General features: G+C 31.3%; 15 protein-coding genes. 4 read left to right on the forward strand and 11 right to left on the reverse strand.

The window, feature by feature from the left end; translation table 11 throughout:
- Nucleotides 1-19 precede the first annotated feature (19 nt).
- The 4 genes from cysS to IMX26_RS03775 all read right to left on the reverse strand — a co-directional run bounded on the left by cysS (nucleotide 20) and on the right by IMX26_RS03775 (nucleotide 5,135).
- Nucleotides 20-1,411 (reverse strand): cysteine--tRNA ligase, encoded by a 1,392-nt coding sequence (gene cysS / locus IMX26_RS03760; protein WP_195160360.1) that lies wholly within the window; start codon nucleotides 1,409-1,411, stop codon nucleotides 20-22.
- A 195-nt stretch (nucleotides 1,412-1,606) separates the two neighbouring features.
- Nucleotides 1,607-3,325, reverse strand: a complete 1,719-nt coding sequence (locus IMX26_RS03765; RefSeq protein WP_195160361.1) for a M3 family oligoendopeptidase — start codon at nucleotides 3,323-3,325, stop codon at nucleotides 1,607-1,609.
- A 98-nt stretch (nucleotides 3,326-3,423) separates the two neighbouring features.
- On the reverse strand, nucleotides 3,424-4,296 hold the full coding sequence (locus IMX26_RS03770) for a GNAT family N-acetyltransferase (RefSeq protein ID WP_195160362.1): 873 nt from the start codon (nucleotides 4,294-4,296) through the stop codon (nucleotides 3,424-3,426).
- 41 nt (nucleotides 4,297-4,337) lie between these two features.
- Nucleotides 4,338-5,135 carry a GNAT family N-acetyltransferase gene (locus IMX26_RS03775; protein ID WP_195160363.1) on the reverse strand — a complete coding sequence of 266 codons (798 nt, stop codon included), beginning with the start codon at nucleotides 5,133-5,135 and terminating at the stop codon, nucleotides 4,338-4,340.
- A gap of 306 nt (nucleotides 5,136-5,441) precedes the next feature.
- Here IMX26_RS03775 and IMX26_RS03780 point away from each other — a divergent pair, with 306 nt between their 5' ends.
- Entirely contained in the window at nucleotides 5,442-6,647 is a 1,206-nt protein-coding gene (locus tag IMX26_RS03780) for a CAP-associated domain-containing protein (RefSeq protein ID WP_195160364.1), read from the forward strand.
- 234 nt (nucleotides 6,648-6,881) lie between these two features.
- Here the strand turns inward: IMX26_RS03780 and IMX26_RS03785 are convergent, their stop codons facing one another.
- Both IMX26_RS03785 and IMX26_RS03790 read right to left on the reverse strand, forming a co-directional pair.
- A complete protein-coding gene (locus tag IMX26_RS03785) occupies nucleotides 6,882-8,033 on the reverse strand; it encodes an alanine--glyoxylate aminotransferase family protein (RefSeq protein ID WP_195160365.1) in 1,152 nt (383 codons plus the stop codon).
- A gap of 12 nt (nucleotides 8,034-8,045) precedes the next feature.
- Entirely contained in the window at nucleotides 8,046-8,924 is an 879-nt protein-coding gene (locus IMX26_RS03790) for a dihydrodipicolinate synthase family protein (protein ID WP_195160366.1), read from the reverse strand.
- Between the two features lie 397 nt (nucleotides 8,925-9,321).
- Here IMX26_RS03790 and IMX26_RS03795 point away from each other — a divergent pair, with 397 nt between their 5' ends.
- Nucleotides 9,322-10,293, forward strand: a complete 972-nt coding sequence (locus IMX26_RS03795) for a hypothetical protein (RefSeq protein ID WP_195160367.1) — start codon at nucleotides 9,322-9,324, stop codon at nucleotides 10,291-10,293.
- 249 nt (nucleotides 10,294-10,542) lie between these two features.
- Complete coding sequence (locus tag IMX26_RS03800; RefSeq protein ID WP_195160368.1) at nucleotides 10,543-11,508, forward strand: hypothetical protein; 966 nt, start codon at nucleotides 10,543-10,545, stop codon at nucleotides 11,506-11,508.
- Between the two features lie 125 nt (nucleotides 11,509-11,633).
- Here the strand turns inward: IMX26_RS03800 and IMX26_RS03805 are convergent, their stop codons facing one another.
- The 5 genes from IMX26_RS03805 to thpR all read right to left on the reverse strand — a co-directional run bounded on the left by IMX26_RS03805 (nucleotide 11,634) and on the right by thpR (nucleotide 16,829).
- Nucleotides 11,634-12,983, reverse strand: coding sequence for a M20/M25/M40 family metallo-hydrolase (locus tag IMX26_RS03805; RefSeq protein WP_195160369.1), 1,350 nt, complete (start codon nucleotides 12,981-12,983; stop codon nucleotides 11,634-11,636).
- Nucleotides 12,984-13,032: 49 nt separating this feature from the next.
- Nucleotides 13,033-14,307 carry an L-serine ammonia-lyase, iron-sulfur-dependent, subunit alpha gene (locus IMX26_RS03810; RefSeq protein ID WP_195160370.1) on the reverse strand — a complete coding sequence of 425 codons (1,275 nt, stop codon included), beginning with the start codon at nucleotides 14,305-14,307 and terminating at the stop codon, nucleotides 13,033-13,035.
- A gap of 117 nt (nucleotides 14,308-14,424) precedes the next feature.
- Nucleotides 14,425-15,132, reverse strand: a complete 708-nt coding sequence (locus IMX26_RS03815) for a FadR/GntR family transcriptional regulator (RefSeq protein WP_195160371.1) — start codon at nucleotides 15,130-15,132, stop codon at nucleotides 14,425-14,427.
- A gap of 346 nt (nucleotides 15,133-15,478) precedes the next feature.
- A complete protein-coding gene (locus tag IMX26_RS03820; protein WP_195160372.1) occupies nucleotides 15,479-16,195 on the reverse strand; it encodes a hypothetical protein in 717 nt (238 codons plus the stop codon).
- A gap of 97 nt (nucleotides 16,196-16,292) precedes the next feature.
- Nucleotides 16,293-16,829 carry an RNA 2',3'-cyclic phosphodiesterase gene (thpR, locus tag IMX26_RS03825; protein WP_195160373.1) on the reverse strand — a complete coding sequence of 179 codons (537 nt, stop codon included), beginning with the start codon at nucleotides 16,827-16,829 and terminating at the stop codon, nucleotides 16,293-16,295.
- Nucleotides 16,830-16,942: 113 nt separating this feature from the next.
- Here thpR and IMX26_RS03830 point away from each other — a divergent pair, with 113 nt between their 5' ends.
- Nucleotides 16,943-17,770, forward strand: a complete 828-nt coding sequence (locus tag IMX26_RS03830; RefSeq protein ID WP_195160374.1) for a hypothetical protein — start codon at nucleotides 16,943-16,945, stop codon at nucleotides 17,768-17,770.
- Nucleotides 17,771-18,368: the final 598 nt, after the last annotated feature.

Consider the following 18,368-nt stretch of genomic DNA (forward strand, 5'->3'; position numbering starts at 1 on the left):
CACTATTTAAACACTACACTTATTTCTTAAGTGCTTTTACACCATCTTTAGTGTCTACTAATTCAATTCCTTGCGCAGTAAACAAGTCTCGTATTTCATCAGCACGAGCCCAGTTTTTACTTTTACGAGCCGCAGCTCTTTCTTTAATAAGCTTTTGCTGATTCTCATTTAAATCAAGATACTGTTTTTCTTCTTCGTAATTAAATAAATCCAAAGCCAATACTGTTTCGAACTTGCTTATAAGTCTAATAGCATTTTCACCACCAGCATTTCCTCGCGCTATATCCCATAAAATTGCCATAGCCTTAGGCATATTTAGGTCATCATTAATAGCCTCATTAAACTCTGTTAAATATTTTTGCGCTATTTCATCACTCATAACATTTTTTAAACCACTCAATTTATTTATTGACATACGTAGTCTATTCATAGCTGTTTGGGCAGCTTTAATTCCATCCCAAGTAAAATTTAATTGTTTACTATAATGGGCATTAAAACACATATACCGATATGCTGCCGGCTCAAAACCCTTTTCAATTAAATCATCTAAGCTATAGGTATTTCCTAAACTCTTAGACATTTTACCTTTATCTATTTGAATAAACTCCGAATGCATCCATACATTTGCTGGTATTTTACCACTAAAGCCATAACTTTGCGCTATTTCATTCTCGTGGTGGATTGGAATATGATCTATACCACCTGTATGAATATCAAATTTTTCACCTAAATATTTATTTGAGATTGTAGAACACTCTATATGCCAGCCCGGATAACCCATTCCCCACGGGCTCGGCCATTGCATAATATGCTCTGGTGGGGCTTGTTTCCATACTGCAAAATCACAAGGGCTTATTTTTTCTTGATTAACTTCTATACGAGCACCCGCCTGCTGATTATTAAGGTCTAATCCGCTAAGGCATCCATAGTTAGCAAATTTACTTATATCAAAATATACCCCATCGGTAATTTCATATGCATAGCCCTTATCTACTAAAACTTCTACATAATTTATCATATCATTTATGCAGTCTGTTGCTTTAATTTTTAGAGTAGGAGGTGTTATGTTTAATTTATTACAATCTGAAACAAACAAATCTGTATATATTTTAGCAATCTCTAAAGGTGATTTTTGCTGTTCTCTAGCAGCTACAGCCATTTTATCTTCACCATCATCTGCATCCGACACCAAGTGTCCAACATCAGTGATGTTCATTACTTGTTTTACTTTATAGTTATTAAATCGTAAAACTCTACATAAAGAATCAGCAAAAAGATAGGCTCTTAAATTGCCAATATGAGCTCTACCATATACGGTTGGTCCACATGTATAAATACCTACCTTGCCAGCCTTTAGCGGAGTAAATTTATCTTTTTTACGAGTTAAAGTATTACTAAAATAAATATCCATTAACTTCACCTTCTTATTTTTATCATCATTTAATAATACCTACTATTTTACTTGCTATAACAATAGAAAACAAGTAAAAATAGTCATTTAGTTAGTCATAACCAATTTTAATAGAGTTAAATAAAGGATATGTACTTTTTAGCTTTGTGAATGTATTAAGGGGCTTACATGTGTAAGCCCCTTAATCTTTTAATTTTATTTAAGTAAAGCTAATTCTTCTTTTATAAATTCAACAATTCCCTTAATGTAATCTACTGAAAAATCAAACTTAATTCCTGCCGCCTTGTACAGCTCTTTTACAGATTTTGAATAACCTAGTTTCAAAAAATCTTCGTATTGCTTTATGGCTACTTTACCATTCTCTTTATAATTCTTATACACAGCTATTGCGCCAAGCTGACTTATACCATACTCAATATAATAAAAGGGAACTTCAAATATGTGTAACTGACGAAGCCATTGAGATCCCTTTTCGGATAACAAACCACTCCAATCTATACCAACATTAAACCTATCCATTAATGATTTAAAATACTGTGTACGTTCTGCTGCTGTATGATTTGGTTCAGTGTAAATCCACTGTTGGAAGGCATCCACAATCATGCACCATGGTAAAAATTTAAGAGTACCTTCTAGTTGCTCTTTTTTAGCTTTAATTAAGTCTTCTTTATTATCATAATATTCATCTAAATAATCTAGAGTTAACAACTCCATCGACATCGAAGCTAATTCTGCTATTTCACTTGGAGTATTACCATACTGAGCAATTTTCATATCAGCTGTTGCAAAAGAGTGCATTGCGTGACCAGATTCATGCAACAGTGTTGATACATCACTTTGCAAACCAATAGCATTCATAAAAATAAAGGCAGCACCATATTCTGCTAAAGGAAAATTATAACCACCAGGGGCTTTACCTTTTCTATTTTCTAAATCTAAAAATCCTGAGTTCTTCATCATATTTAAGTTTTTACCAAACTCAGGTTTAACTTTACTAAGTATTTTTACTGCTTTATCTACAAATTCATTTTCACTGCTAAAGGGTTTTAGAATTTTACCATCTAAATCTACACTAACATCCCACGGTCTTAAAGAGTTAACTTTAAGCTTTTCTTTACGATCCTCACTTAGCTCTTTTAAAAAAGGAACTACAACTTGTTCTACTGATTTGTGAAATTCTATAATATCTTGTGGAGTGTAATCAAAGCGACCCTTTTCTTGATGCATATAATCTCTGTAGTTTTCGAAACCAACGTTTTTGGTAATTTGAATACGTAACTTTTTTAATTCATCAAATAATTCATTAAACTCATCGGATTCTTTCATAATACGTTCTGCAACCAAACGCCAGGCTTTTTCTCTAACCTTGCGATCATTACTCTTTTGGTATTGACGCATTTGAATAAGAGTTTTATCTTCTCCATCAAAGTTTACTGTGAGCTTAGAAAACATTTCTCCATATTTATTAGCTAACTCATTTTCTTTAACGTTTAAAGGAATATTCTCTTCTCTAAATAGTTCAATTTCATTTGCTACTATTTTCATAAGGTGAGCATATTCTTCAGTAGGCAACTCACTTTTATATGCACTTTCATAAATCTTTTTATTAAACTTAAAGCTATAAGCTTGTAACTTTGTCATTATATTGGCAAAAAAATCATTAAACGCTTTTGCATTCTCAGGTTTATCTGCATTACAAGTCATCTTAATATATTTCCAAGCATATGTTTCGTATATAATAAACACAAACTCACTTACTTTATGTATAAAAGTCTCTAGGTCTTGTTTTGAGTTTATCGTAACTTCGTTTAAAAGTTCTAGCTCTTTTGTTACCAATTCTACTGAATCTGCTTTTAAATTACTTGAGTAAAATTTGCGTTCCTTTTTATTTATTTTTTCATTGGTTATTGTCATTTTTATTACCCCTTTATCTTTTAAATGTTAATTATGAATATAACATATATTTTAATATATTATATAAATATTTTATTCAACTCTTGGTAAACTGCGTACTATATGTTTAAAACAAACTCACTGCTTTCAATACCACTAGTGAACCCTAACTTATAATAAAGTCCTTCAGCTCTATTTCCTGCTTTTACAGCTAGTCTAATTGCTAAATATTTGCCATAGGCATTGTTTAAGGCTTTTTTAATCATCATGCTACCAAGCCCTTTTTGCTGGTAATCTTCTTTAACAACTAAATCAGCGATATAAGGTAGATTCTGCCAAATAAATACTAGACAACATGCTATAATATCATTTGTGTTTTTATCTCGTAATACTGTAGAATACTTAGGTTCTACAATTTTCACATGTTCTTTAAGTAAATCATCGTAAAAATTTAATTGCTGGTCTGCTATACACTTAACTGGACTGTTTTTATAAACCTCATAATATAGCTTAGTTAATTGATCCCTATTACTTTCGTTAGGTGCTTCAATTATTAAATCATTAGACCATTTAATATAGTATTGAGATGTTGGTTTAATCATAATTCGCTCTGTTTCGGTTCTTTGAAAACCGAGTCGTTGATAATTGTGATAACTGGCTGGATAAATACCAGAGACAGTAATTGTACTGCTTTTTGCTGTTTCTTTAATAAGCTCAACTATTCCTTTAACAACACTTATTTCTTTATTGAAAGGTGGAATTAAAAACACAAAACCAAACCAATTTTTTTTCTTTATAAAGCCACCCACTCGAGTACCATCATAACTAATAAAGTAGTGTTTTTTAATTTTAGAAAATACCTCAATTGCATTTTCTACTTTAGTAGGAAACCAAATATTTTTATTGCCATGTCCATAAATAACATAGTACGTTGCAAATTCTTGGGGGTCAGCCTCAGTTACGGTATACTTATTACAGATTCTATAATGCATTCAATTCTCACCTACCCTTTAATCTTTATAAAAACTAAAAACTACAAATCACTAGCCCATAAGTGTACAGGTAGCTCTTGTTTATTAGTAAAACCAAGTTTTACTGCAATTTTCATAGACGATTTTTTTTCAGGCCAACATGACCAGTTTGGTCTTAATCCTTTTTTCAAACATTCATTAATAAAGTATTTAGCTAAATAGGTAGCGTAACCTTTTCCCCTATGTTGCTCCTTTGTAAAAATATCTATTTCAACATTATTATTGCCTGCATAAACTGAATAACAATATGCTATAATTTCGGTTTTATAAGATATAAATACTGCAAGACCATTTTGTAAAAACTTCTCCGTTGATAGCCATGAACTTAACACTGGAAGCTTTAGATTTTTTATATTATCACCATTATATTTTTTAACGCAAAAATCACTTGGTAGCTGACAATCTATTGTTGACTTACTAAATAACGAAACATCAAAATCATAAACTACTCTCTTAATTTTAATAGATTTTAAATCACTTAAAACACAACTAAGTTGTAAATCCCATGCTTTATTAAAAGTAAATATAATTAACTCATTGTTATTAAGATGTGGTAAATAAGTATTATGTATAAAGTCTTTCAACTGTTCGTTAAACTTTGTGTTAAGGTGATTTCCAACTATATAACAAAAACAGTCTGTTAAATATATAAAGGCAGTTTGGGGTTTATTAATATTGTCTACATAAATCACACCCTTTGAGTTACCTTCTAATAAAGAAAACACAATAGGTATACTATGTTTAATATTTTTAAATAGCGGCTTAACCTTATTATAATCTTTTTTAGCTATTAATTGCACTAGTACTCAACTCCATATCTTGCTGTACGTTAAATAAAATAATCGTAGACAATAATTCCACGATTTTACTATTAATATAATTATAGCATTTGCGTCATAGTTCGACAATAGCCCTTTCATTAGCATAAACCTAATTAGGGTTTACTACTATAAGTAAAATACCACAACTTTACAATTCTATTAAGTTATAACGTTTTTATAGAAATATTTAAAACAATATTTTAATATATACATACTAGCAGTATCATTTTTAAATAAAATGAATACTTGCTGGATTAAAAACATCAAGAATTGGGAGTGTAATAAATGCGAAAATTTTTTAGAGCGGTAGGTATTGGTATAATCATTGGTATGATGTTATTAGCAATACCAGGTGCAGCTGATAGTGTATCTAAATCCATTTCAGTATACTTTAATAATGTAAGTATTCAAGTTAACGGTGAAAAAACTCAATCGGATAACTTTATATACAACGGAACAACCTATATACCTTTACGAGAAGTTTCTGAAATTTTAGGTAAACAAGTAGACTATGATAATAATACTAAAACAGTATATATTACAGATAAAAATATAACACCTACAGAACCTCCAGAGCCAGAACCTAATGACCCTGAGCCAACAAAACCTACTGAGCCAGTTGTTAGCAGTTCAGCTATAAATGGTGCTGAAATTGGTATGACAGCTCAAGAGCTAGTAAGTTCTTTAGGATCACCCAATAGAAAAGATCCTTCTGCTTATGGTTTTACATGGTATATATACAATAAAGATTATAATAAATATGTACAAGTTGGTGTTAAAGACAATAAAGTAGTTGCTGTTTACAGTAATATCGGCAGTTGGCAACTAAATAACAAAGTTAAAATTGGAACCCCAAAGTCAACAGTGGAAAAAACATTTGGCAATAGCCTAAACTCCATTACAGAGGGAAACTACCGTTATAATTTATCTAGCAACAGTGAAAACGTAGTTTATAGCTTTGACAACAATAAATATATTTATGTTTTTTATGATAAACATAATAGTTACACTGTAACTGGTGTTATGATTTGGAGTAAATCTATTCCATTTAGAGATATGTTTTATGGTAATTATAATAACATTGATACTAAAGCTTGGGCCGATGCTATGGAGAAACAGCTCTTTGATACCTCAAATACCTTTAGAATACGTATGGGATTAAAGGCCTTTACTACAGATGACAAAGTTAATAAATCAGCATACCTTCACAGTTATGACATGTCTACAAACAATTACTTTAGTCATACTAATTTAAATGGACAAAGCCCCTTTGATAGAATGAAGGATCAAGGCATTAAATACTCAAGAGCCGCTGAAAACATTGCTTATGGTCAACGAAATGCAATTTTTGCCAACCATGGGTTAATGAATTCTGAGGGACATCGAAAAAACTTATTAGGTAACTATTCCAGACTAGGCACAGGAGTACATTTTAATACTAGTAGAAATCAAGCCTACTATACTCAAAATTTTTACACACCCTATAACTAAACAATAAGGTAGCTGATACAGTCGTGTAATGCTCACTGTGTATATTATCTGTGAAATACTTAGGGTTCTTAACTTTAGTTTTCATAATGCTTAGTTTTTTCATATAATATAATTTAGGTTTACCTTTAACTTAATCTATTATTATACAAGCCTAATTTTGTTTAATACAAAATTAGGCTTGTTATGTTAAAAGGTAAAAATATATTGATAGTTGTTGTACAATTTTTTTAGTAATTAATTTAATACATCTTTAAATTTTTGTATGGCTATTGTGGCATCTACTTCATGACCTAATTTAGTTAAATTATTAGCAATTATCTCAAATGCCCTAATTAATTGATCTGTAGTAGTGTTGCCCATGTGGCCTATTCTAAATGCCTTACCTTTAAACTCACCTAAACCACCTGCTAAAACCAAGCCGTTTGCATAACAAGCTTTTCTAAAATCTGCATCTACTATTCCTTGGGGATATTTAATACAAGACATTGTAGCAGCCGCACACTCTTCACAAGCTACAGCATGCATATCAAAGGTTTTTAAGGCAGCCCTAACAGCCCTACCAAATTTACGATGACGTTCATAACGTGCCTGTAAGCCCTCGTTAAATATTATTTCCATTGCTTTTTCATATGCCCATACCATATTTACTGACGGGGTAGCATAGTATTTAGTTGGGTCATGCATAATAGGTATCCAGCGTTTAATATCGGCATAGTAAGCATTGATATTTCCTAATTTTTCTCTTACTTTTAAGGCCTCACTCGAAAATGCAATAATTCCAAGCCCTGGCGGTACACCTATAGCTTTTTGACTACCTGTTAAAACTACATCAATTTTAGCTCCATTACCGTAATCTTTACTCATGTTTTCTTCTATACCAGCCGTAGCACAAACTCCATCTAGTATTGCTAACGCACCACTCTCTTTTATAATTGGAACTAAAGTCTCTAAATCTGCCTCAACTCCAGTTGAAGTATCTACATGAGTAATTGTAACTGCTTTATATTTTTTTGCTTTTAACTGCTCTTTAACTAGCTCTACACTGACTCTTTCTCCCCAATTAGCAGCTATAACGTCGGCATTAATATTAAAACTAGCTGCTAATTGTAAAAAGCGATCTCCAAAATAACCCTGACTTAACACTAAGATATTTTCGTTAGCAGCCACAGTATTGACCAAAGCCATTTCCATCATAAGTGTTCCAGAACCAGCAATGACAAAAACCTCACCATCACATGAGAATAAATCCCTAGTGAATTTTAAAGAATTTTTATACGACTGTACCATTCTAGGATCTACGTGACTTACGGTAGTTTTGGACATAATCTCTAATATTTCTGGCAGCACTGGTGTTGGACCTGGTATTAATAATAGCTCATTATTCATTTTTTTTCTCCTTTATAATGCTTTTGCTTCGATCAATATATTTCTTATATCTTTTATTACTTCATTGCTAACTGACAACATGGGCTTGCGAACTTCTCCACCTTTGTAACCAATTAAATCTAGGGCAGTTTTTAAGCCTGCTATTCCATATTTAGCTGTTACAGCTTTATTTGGTGCTAACAATAAATATTGAAGTTCCTTAGCACCCTTTAAATCTCCACTTTTTAATTTATTTAGTAATTCTACACATTCACTTGGCATTATATTAGCAACAGCTAATGTACCACCAACTGCACCTACAGCTAAAGCTGGCAATAAAAAGCTACCCGATCCTGCAAATACAGCAAAATCTCCTGGTGCTTTTGCACAAACCTCAGCTATTTGCACAATATTTCCTGAACTATCTTTTATACCAACAATGTTTGCATGATTAGCCAAAGATAAAACTAAGTCACTACTCATATTAATACCTGCATTACGGGGCATATTATATAACATTATAGGCATATTACTTGCATCTGCTACCTCTTTATAATAATTATAGAGAGCTTTATTACTCATGGCAGCTTTATAGTAATGAGGTGTAAGTATTAAACCTGCCAAACATCCTAGTTCAGCTGCTTTATTTGTAAGTTTTATGGTTTCTATTGTTGATTCACAGCCTGTACCTGCAATAACGTGTTTTTCAGCTGGCAGATTATTACGAACAAATCTTATTAACTCAACTTTTTCCTCGTATGAAAGATATGCAAATTCACCATTAGATCCTAACACAACTAAACCTGTAAGAGGTGTTTTAGCCCATAAAGCTAAGTTACTCTTTAATGATTCATAATCAATTAAATCATTTTTAAATGGTGTTGGAATAGGTGCATATATACCTCTAATCACATTATCAACTCCTTTTAGTACGTTTCATTTACTTCTCGTTATAGTAATAAACTCCTTCTCTTTTTTAAAATAAATTACGATAAACTAAATAATTCTCCGAGTCTCATTACCATAGATTTTATTTGCTACTAACATTTAGGTAATTAAGCTTTGCACTGCCAAAACAAACATTTGACCTAACTTCAGCCATAAACCATCCACCACTTAATTAGTCAGTTTATCTTTAACTATGTTAACAGCATTTATTAATGTTTTATTCTTTTATTACTATTCATTACAATAATTATTGATAATATTAATTTAATTAATTGTTTACTTTGTATATATTATAATATATAATAACATTATCAAACTAATACTTTGATAATATTAAAATATCTATTGAGGAGAATAAATAATGAAATTTAAGGTATTACCCAGTTATAATTTAGATGTATTATGTTTTTTCAATTCCCTAACTTCGGACCCATTTTATTTAAAACACCATAGTGAAGACTATAACAAATTCTATCCTAAACTAAGTACTAAAGCTAAAAATGCAATAAAGCAAGTTGTAAAGCAACATGGCAACACATTACTTTCTACTAGTTTGACTTCTGCCATTTCAGCCATGTTAGATTTTAATGACCGAAATGTTGTTGAACTACTTAGCAACGAAGAAGAAATGAAAAATAGTTATAGTAAGTACGTTTACTATAACGAGGAGAAATGGAACCTAGAATACCCTATATTTAAACAAGTTATTCCTATTATTAGTGAGCTAGAAAGCTTAGGCTTTAAAAATCATTGGAAAAACAACAGACTACCATTAATAATGAATAAAATAAACGAACTAAACTTATACCTAAGTGAATATAATATTGGTGATATGCTAGGTGATTTAACAAACATTAAGGATGAAGATTGTAGTTTATATCTCTGTAGTTACACCCGACCACACGGAATTAAACTATGTGGTCCATCCTTTATCTCTGATTATTCATATACAAATAAAACAACTTTATCGATTTCTGTACATGAAATGTTTCATCCCCCATACAATATAAATAATGTATCAAAAGAGGTTAAAATATTGTCAAATTTAGAAAATGTAAAAAAAGCTTATAACAACCAAAATCCCAATTCAAGATATAGCCCAATTGAGGATTTTATTGAAGAAAATATTGTAGAAGCTTTAGGTATTTTTGTTTGTTATAAACTAGGCGTTGAGACTGAGCCATTTACATATTTTAAAGAGCATGATGAAGGTTCACATGTTATTTCACCTGATTTTTTTCAATATTTATTAGATAACCCTAAAACTAAAGAACAGGATTTTGAAGTCTACTTCTCTGAATTTGTAAAAGAGTATAAACAAAAACTAAGTTAGAGTTTTAAATACATATTTGCTAAGTAAACATAACTAAAAGGGATAGTCTGTAGAAGATATTTTAATTTTGCTGATTATCCTTTTTTGGTATATAGGTATCATCTTGTGTTGCTATTATTTTCCTATTTTATATTTATTATAATTAACTTTATATATTAATAATTTTTCATATATTCTCCTTATTTGACTTTATATTTTATATTATCTATAATTATTTTGTTATAAAATAGATAATATGGGAGAACATAAATGAAATTTGAAATTAAAACAAGTTATAATTTTGATAAAATTTGCTTTTTAAATTGCTTAACTGGCAACGAATATTATTTAAAATACTATAAAAAAGAGTATGATATTTTTTATCCACTACTAGACAAAAAAAGCAAAACCCTGTTTACAAAAGGTATGGAAATGTGTGGAAAAACTACGATTTCTCCTCTTGTCACTCTTTATATATCTTCAATGAAAGATTTTAATAAGAGAGACTTAGAAGAGCTTATCAACAATGAGCAGGAGATGAAAAGCAGTTTTAGAAAACATATCTACTATGACGCTAATGAATGGCAAGATAACTACACATTTATAAAAGCCACTTTACCAATTATAAAAGATCTAGAGCGAGTAAATTTTAAAGAATATTGGCTCACAAATAGATTACCTTTAATTAAAGCCAAAAAAACAGAACTAAATAGTTATTTACTTAACTTTGATTTAGGAGAATTAATATCTAGCTTTGTTGAGTTTAAAGAAGATATTTGCACAGTATATTTGTGTAGTTTTGCTAGACCACATGGAATTAAACTCTGTGGACCTAGTTTTATATCAGATTATTCTTATAAAAAAGAATCAACTATAAGCATTGCAGCCCATGAAATGTTCCACCCACCCTATAACTATGAACATGTAAAGGATTATGTAGATATATTAGCTAAAAACGATTTAATAGTTGAGGCATTTAAAAACCAAAACCCAAACTCAGGATACTACACCCTTGATGACTTTATTGAAGAAAATATTGTTGAAGCATTAGGTGTTTATGTTTGTTATATGTTAAATATTGAAAAAGAACCATATGAATATTTTGAAAAACATGATGAAGGCTCCCATGTGTTATCTCCTCACTTTTTTAACTACTTGTTAAATAACCCTAAAAGTAATAATATAAATTTTGATGAATATTTTATAGAGTTTGTAAAGCGTTTTACAGGAGTTTAAATATATATTTTTAAATTATAAAAGGGTAGAGTTTATACTCTACCCTTTTTGCTTACTTTATTTTTACATATAATCCATCTAAAGCAGCTTACCTCATTAAACACCATTTTGTATTAATTGTGTTGTTATTTGGCTTTTGCAAACTCGTGAATTACGGTGGCAGTTAACTTAATGCCATCAATAAAGTCTTTTATAAATATATTCTCATTAGGTGCATGTATTTGAGATTCATCGTGATAAACGCCATATAAAACGGCTGGAATATTGGTACTTTGACATAAATCACTGATAGATGTAGTGCCAGCAATATTGCGATAAATTACAGGAGGCATATTGTAAACCCGTTCTACATTCTCAATAACTGTTTTAGCTAGTAAACTATTTGCATCGGTCCAATATGGCTCTTTACCCGACATATAAACAACTTCAATATCATTAAATCCACGTTTATCTAAATGTTTGCGAAGAAGCGCTACAATTTCATCTGGCTTTTGATTATAAACTAAACGCAAGTCCATTTTCACTTTTGCTGATGAAGGTAATACAGTTTTTGAGCCCTCCTCTATGTATCCAGATTCTATGCCACAAATATTACAGGTTGGCTCATATAACAACTTTTTCTTTAACTCAATACCAGTTAAGTTATTAATAAAATGCTTAATACCCATGCTTTCTTTCATAACATCTTCTTCATATATCATATTCTTTAAGAAATCCATATCTTCAGCGGTTGGTTTTCTAATAGAATCGTAAAATCCATCAATTAATATTTCATCATGATTATTTTTAAGGGTGCTTAAAGCTTGCACTAGTCTCCAGGCAGGATTTTCTACTATAGCTGCATTTAAAGAATGTAAATCATGTTTGGCTACTTTGGCACGCAGCTCAACATAACACATGCCTTTCACACCTAACCCTACCTGTAAAGGTCCATCAATATTTTTACTGCCACCCTCCCAAATTAAGCCATCGGTCTTAAGTTTATCGGGGTATTTATCATGAAATTCTTTTAGGTGAGGGCTACCAACTTCTTCTTCACCCTCAATAATAAATTTAATATTTAAAGGCAATTCTCCATAAATCTGTTGATAAGCATGTACAGCACAAATTCTTGACAGCATGCTCCCCTTGTTGTCTGCACTACCTCTAGCAAAAAACTTTCCATCTTTAATGGTTGATTCAAATGGATCGGTTTCCCATTCATCTAATGGATCTACTGGTTGAACATCGTAGTGATTATAAAATGTTAATGTTCTTTCTTTGCCTTGCTTGATTTCACCATAAATAATCGGATAGCCAGAGGTTTCGAGGTGCTCAATTTCTGTTCCTAATGAGCTTAATGTCTTCTTAACTAATTCTGCCATGTCCTTCATACCAATGTTCTTAGTGGATACACTGGGTTGATTACAAAAATCTATAAGTAATTGAAGATACTCTTGTTGATGTTCTTCGATATATTGATAAACTTTCTCCATTTTAAATACCTCTCTTATGCAATTTATCTTTTATATAAACTAAAGGTTATTAACGGTTGTTCTCTCTAGTAATAATCTCTCTGCACATTGTAACATCTGTTTCCAGCATTCCTTTACTTGCAATTCTACCAAGCATAGCAATTGTTTCATCTGCACTATCACAAACAATACCATCTCCTTTAGGTATACTTGTTTTCATACTTGCTAACCAAGCAGATTCAAGCGCAATACCTACAGCTGATGACAATTTTAACGCACAGCCAAATTTAGCACCATCGCATAACACCCCACCAATACTTCCTAACACATTATTAATGGACATTTCAATCTTGTTATAGTCATTATCAATTAAGAAAGAGGTGCCAGCAGCTACACCTACACCAGCTGCCATGGCACAGGCACACATTGCTGATAATCTACCGATATGGCTTTTAATATAGATAGTTAAAAGATAACTTAAACTAACAGCTCGTAATAGTTCTTGCTCACTCTTGTGATAATCTTCTGCTACCACTCTTAAAGGAAGCGATGCAGTAATTCCCACATTGCCACTTTTAGCACAACTCATAGCAGATAGATTTTTTCCTGACATTCGAGCATCTGAGGCTGCTGCTGCTAGCATTTTTGCTTTTAAATATGTACCATTTCCATTAAGCTTATCAAAAGCCAATCCAAACCTAGCACCCATCTTTTCTTTCAAACCTGCATCAGATAACTTTTGATTTAACTCTAATGCCTCTCTTAAAAAGAATATCTTTTCTATGTCAACATTTTTAGAAAACTCATAAAAGTCTTTAATACCAAACTGCCTTATAGGTTCTTGGCTCTCAAAACTTAAATCATTAATATCATAACCCTCTTCTTTATGTACAACTTTACCATTTTTTTCTGCTAACACCACATAATCATGCGCCTTTGCAACAATAACATGGCCTTTGCCATTTTCAGTTTCTATATAAACTTCAATATACACCCCCATACCTTTATAGTCCCACTTTATTTCGATGTTGGCATGCTCCTGCGCAAATGCTCTTACAAAGTCTTCGTCTGGGTTTTTCATATTCTTCAAGACTTCTAAACCTAATTTGGATTGTCCATAAAAAGCACCTAAAACTGCTGGCTCTAAAACGCCTCTAAAAACCGTACCTGGAGTAACAACCGCAATTGAGTTTTTATAGGTATCTTTATCCATAATGACTCTTATTTTTTTAGGTGTTCCACCCACAATATCTTTAGCTGCGCTTGTGGCAAAAGCAACAGATATTGGACCCGTACATCCTAAGGCAGGTTTTACTTCCTTTTTTAATATATCTAATATCTCCATTTTCAAAATCTCCAATCCTATAATATTTTATTAACATCTAACATTTGATACTGATTGCTCTGGTTTAAGTTCTTTAAATTAACCTCTTGGCTATATACATTGCCTTAAATCTCTAGCTCAATAGTTTAATTGTTTTTTTAATTGCCTTTGAACTTCTTGCAAATGATCTCGCATGCTTTGTTTTGCTGACTCAACATCATGATTAATAATAGCCTCATATATTTGTTTATGTTCTTTTTGCTCTTGTTGCCAGTAATCTTTCCAATAGAATTCTTGATTATTAAGTAAAAACGTTCTCACAGCTTTTAATTCTTTAAATATAGACTTCATCATATTTTCTAATAAAACATTACCACTTAGTTTTAAAATCTCGTGATGAAAATTTATACCTGGGTTAACCGTATCTTTTTTATTCACTAAAGCACTTTCTAACTTTATCCATTTTTCTTTAAAACTATTTAAGGCTTCATCAGAAGCCCTTGCTGCTGCAAACCCTGCTATTTCAACCTCTAAAATAGTTCGTACTTCCATGAGCTCTTTAATTGAAACACTTTGAATAGCCTCTAGCATAATATTTTTATTCATTATAACTTCTGCAACTTTTACTGTAAGAAATGTGCCTTTTCCAGCCGTTGATTCAATAATGCCTGCAAGCTCTAATGATTTGGTAGCTTCCCTAACACTATTGCGCCCTACACCGAGCAAACGTGATATTTCTGCTTCTGAAGGTAACTTATCACCCTTTTTATAATCACCACTTCTCAACAGATTTAAAATTTCATCTATAACCTGTTCACTTAATGATACTCTTTTTATCTTTTTCAAATTTTACCATCCTATGTTTTTTATTCTTATAAAAATAGATATTTTTAATACCTATAGTAATATATGATTATCCTACATTTGAAATTTTATCACTATAAAACTTTATGTCAATAGTTATATTATAAATTTGCTTATCAGCTCAAAAGCCCAATAACACTTTATATGTATATCAAAAAAAACTACCTATTGAACTAGCTAGTTTTTTTTATTATACAAAAATACACTCCTACTAGTATGCTAAACTTAACCATTAGCAATAAAGCAATTACTGAAATAACATAACGTTAAACAGTATACTAAGTATTTTAAAACGTATTTAATATTATTATTTATTTTTTTTGCTAATTTATTTCTTTGTTAGTTTAATTTTTACATCATCTATATAGGCCTTTATTTCAATTTTAGTGTTTATCTCAATACCCACTAATAAATATAAATCAGTTTTATCTGTTGTAGTTACATCAAAACTAGATTCTAACATTTTATATTGATATGATTCATCATCACTATTTAATTTACCTATATTACCTAGTGTTTTAAAGTCTTTGCTATCTACTCCTTTTTGTCCTATGTCTAAATTTAGTTTGTTAAGCTCATTTTCAGCATTTAACTTAGGCATATCCATAACTACCCCTGCTTTAACAAACACATTATCTACTGCCTCACTATTTTTACTAGGTACATTACTGGCTAATACTAGTGATAAATCCACTTTATAATTGGTATTTTTTATTAGTTTATCCTGATCATTTAACTTTACATAGGTATACAAAAAAATCATATTGTTTATATTTTTGCCCTGTAACATTAGACCTTTGCTCTCTTGACCTGGTACAGGAATATCTTCATGAGCAAATTTTAAGTTATACTCAGTACCAACTGTAACAACTGGTACATTAGCAAACTCGCCCTTCCAGCCTTCATCATTCTCATTAAATTTATAATTAATCTCTACCGTATTTGTATCAGTTGGCGTAGGTTCTGTTGGAGCACTGTTATTACAGCCAACTAAAGCTACTGCTAACACTAAAATAACTATAATTGCTTTATTTTTATTAATCAAATTTATCACCACCTATAATTAGTATATCCAAGCACATAGTGATAAATTCTTACCTTAATACCAGTATTTTTAGTTTATGTAATAGCATTTAATCACTTTAAACTAAATCAACTTTATATCTACTTACATAACTAACCTTTCGGTTTTTAAACACTGATTCATATAGATTAAGATGCTTTACTGTAAACTGTACTTTATTTAAATTAGGCCATTCTTTTAACTCTTTATTAATGATGGCGTCTCGTACTAAAGTGATATGCGGCTTAAAGTTAAAGTCTTTTTTATCATTAACTATTTCAGATAAACTATTATGGCATTGTTTTGCTAAAGCATTAAGTTTTACTAAATCACCTGCTAATCCTACCCAAATAATATTACCTTTTGTAGATTTAAAAGAACCCCATGTTGAGAGACATAAGTTAAATATTGCATTGCTACTGCCTACATTATCCATAATTTTCTTTATTTGTACAAGCTTATCACTGCTAATTTCACCCAAAAACTTAAGGGTAATATGTAAGTTTGCAGTATTAGTTATTCTATGTCGACTACAATTATTTTTAATAACTTGATGATTTAACTCTATCTCCCTTTTCGCACCCTTTGATAAATCAAGAGCAATAAATGTTCTCATAATCATTTCCTTTCATAATGTTATTTTACTTTTAGTGCTTAAATTTTAAGCTTATTAAAGGTATAATATAGCATGTATTGAATTATAACCTATTTAGAATAAGGAGGATATCTATGAATACCAAAGAAATTATGGATATTGCATTAGAACTTGCAGGTTTAACCGAAATTCCAGCAGATTCAGCTATATTGGTACCTGGTGAAAATATTAAAAAGGTTCTCGTTGGAGTAGATATGGGCACGGCAGAGCTTCTTTTAGCAAAAGAGTTAGGGGTAGACTGTGTTATTGGTCATCACCCTGTTGGCGGAACAGCACGAGCTAACTTTACAGAAGTGATGGACTCTCAAATAGATCGTATGGTTAAAGCAGGTGTTCCTATTAATAAAGCTGAAAAGGCTTTAGCCAAAAAAAGAGGAAAAGTTGAAAGAGGTACCCATGTACGTAACTATGATACAGTACATTCTGCAGCTAAATTATTAGGTATGCCTTTACTTAGTATTCACACACCCGCAGATATTTTAGCCGAAAACATTGTTCAAGAAGTTATGGACAAAGTTTATGCTAAAAATAATAACTGTAAAATCTCTGACCTAATACATGCCTTAAATGAAATGCCAGAATACCAAAGAGATTTAAATAAACCTGTGGTACGTGTAGGCAGTAAAGAAAACTACAGTGGCAGACCATTTGTTACAATGGCTGGTGGTACTGGTGGTGGTCCAGATGTATTAAAGGCTTATTTTGAAGCAGGAGTTGGCACTATAGTAGCTATGCATATTCCTGAAGAAGATATTAAAGCTGTTAAAGAGCAAAATATTGGCAACGTATTAGTTGCTGGCCACATGAGCAGTGACTCAGTTGGAATTAACGCTTTCTTAAAAGTGTTAGAAGATAAAGGTATTGAAGTAATACGCATGAGTGGAGTTATTGATCCTCATTAATCAATTACTAAAGGGATAGTTGGGAATAATTTTTTTATTTGCTGGCTGTCCTTTTTTGCTATATAGAGCATTTTCGTTAAACATTAATTTACATACGTTATCTAAATCTCCACAACGGAATCACACAGAGGTGATTCCCTACTGACAAACAATTTTGACCAAATAAATCTTCCCCTACCCACATTAGGGTTTACTTGCGAAATTTTGTGGCAACGCTGAGACTATATTGACCTTAAACTTGTGAGAGTTTCATAATTGCTCGCTGTCAAGGCGCAGTAAATTTTGTGGACGAACATAATACGAGTAGTTTATGTTCTGTCACAAAATTTACTGTAACACCGAGAGCAACCAATTGTGGAACTCGAGCTTAAAATAATTTCAGAATTGATTGCTGTCAAGGCGACCAAATTTTTGCAGGCGAATGTAATACGAGTAGTATGCATTTGCTTGCGAAAATTTGTGGCAACACCGAGAACTTATTGACCTTAAACTTGTGAGAGTTTCAGAATTGCTCGCTGTCAAGGCGCAGTAAATTTTGTGGACGAACATAATACGAATAGTATATGTTTGGTCACAAAATTTACTGCAACGCCGAGAG

It is taken from the genome of Clostridium sp. 'deep sea' (assembly GCF_014931565.1).
Lineage (GTDB): Bacteria > Bacillota > UBA994 > PWPR01 > PWPR01.

What these genes read in the sequence shown, in the direction of transcription:
- cysS (WP_195160360.1), bottom strand. Translation starts at nt 1,411, where the DNA reads ATGGATATTTATTTTAGTAATACTTTAACTCGTAAAAAAGATAAATTT.
- IMX26_RS03765 (WP_195160361.1), bottom strand. Translation starts at nt 3,325, where the DNA reads ATGACAATAACCAATGAAAAAATAAATAAAAAGGAACGCAAATTTTAC.
- IMX26_RS03770 (WP_195160362.1), bottom strand. Translation starts at nt 4,296, where the DNA reads ATGCATTATAGAATCTGTAATAAGTATACCGTAACTGAGGCTGACCCC.
- IMX26_RS03780 (WP_195160364.1), top strand. Translation starts at nt 5,442, where the DNA reads ATGCGAAAATTTTTTAGAGCGGTAGGTATTGGTATAATCATTGGTATG.
- IMX26_RS03785 (WP_195160365.1), bottom strand. Translation starts at nt 8,033, where the DNA reads ATGAATAATGAGCTATTATTAATACCAGGTCCAACACCAGTGCTGCCA.
- IMX26_RS03795 (WP_195160367.1), top strand. Translation starts at nt 9,322, where the DNA reads ATGAAATTTAAGGTATTACCCAGTTATAATTTAGATGTATTATGTTTT.
- IMX26_RS03800 (WP_195160368.1), top strand. Translation starts at nt 10,543, where the DNA reads ATGAAATTTGAAATTAAAACAAGTTATAATTTTGATAAAATTTGCTTT.
- IMX26_RS03805 (WP_195160369.1), bottom strand. Translation starts at nt 12,983, where the DNA reads ATGGAGAAAGTTTATCAATATATCGAAGAACATCAACAAGAGTATCTT.
- IMX26_RS03810 (WP_195160370.1), bottom strand. Translation starts at nt 14,307, where the DNA reads ATGGAGATATTAGATATATTAAAAAAGGAAGTAAAACCTGCCTTAGGA.
- thpR (WP_195160373.1), bottom strand. Translation starts at nt 16,829, where the DNA reads ATGAGAACATTTATTGCTCTTGATTTATCAAAGGGTGCGAAAAGGGAG.
- IMX26_RS03830 (WP_195160374.1), top strand. Translation starts at nt 16,943, where the DNA reads ATGAATACCAAAGAAATTATGGATATTGCATTAGAACTTGCAGGTTTA.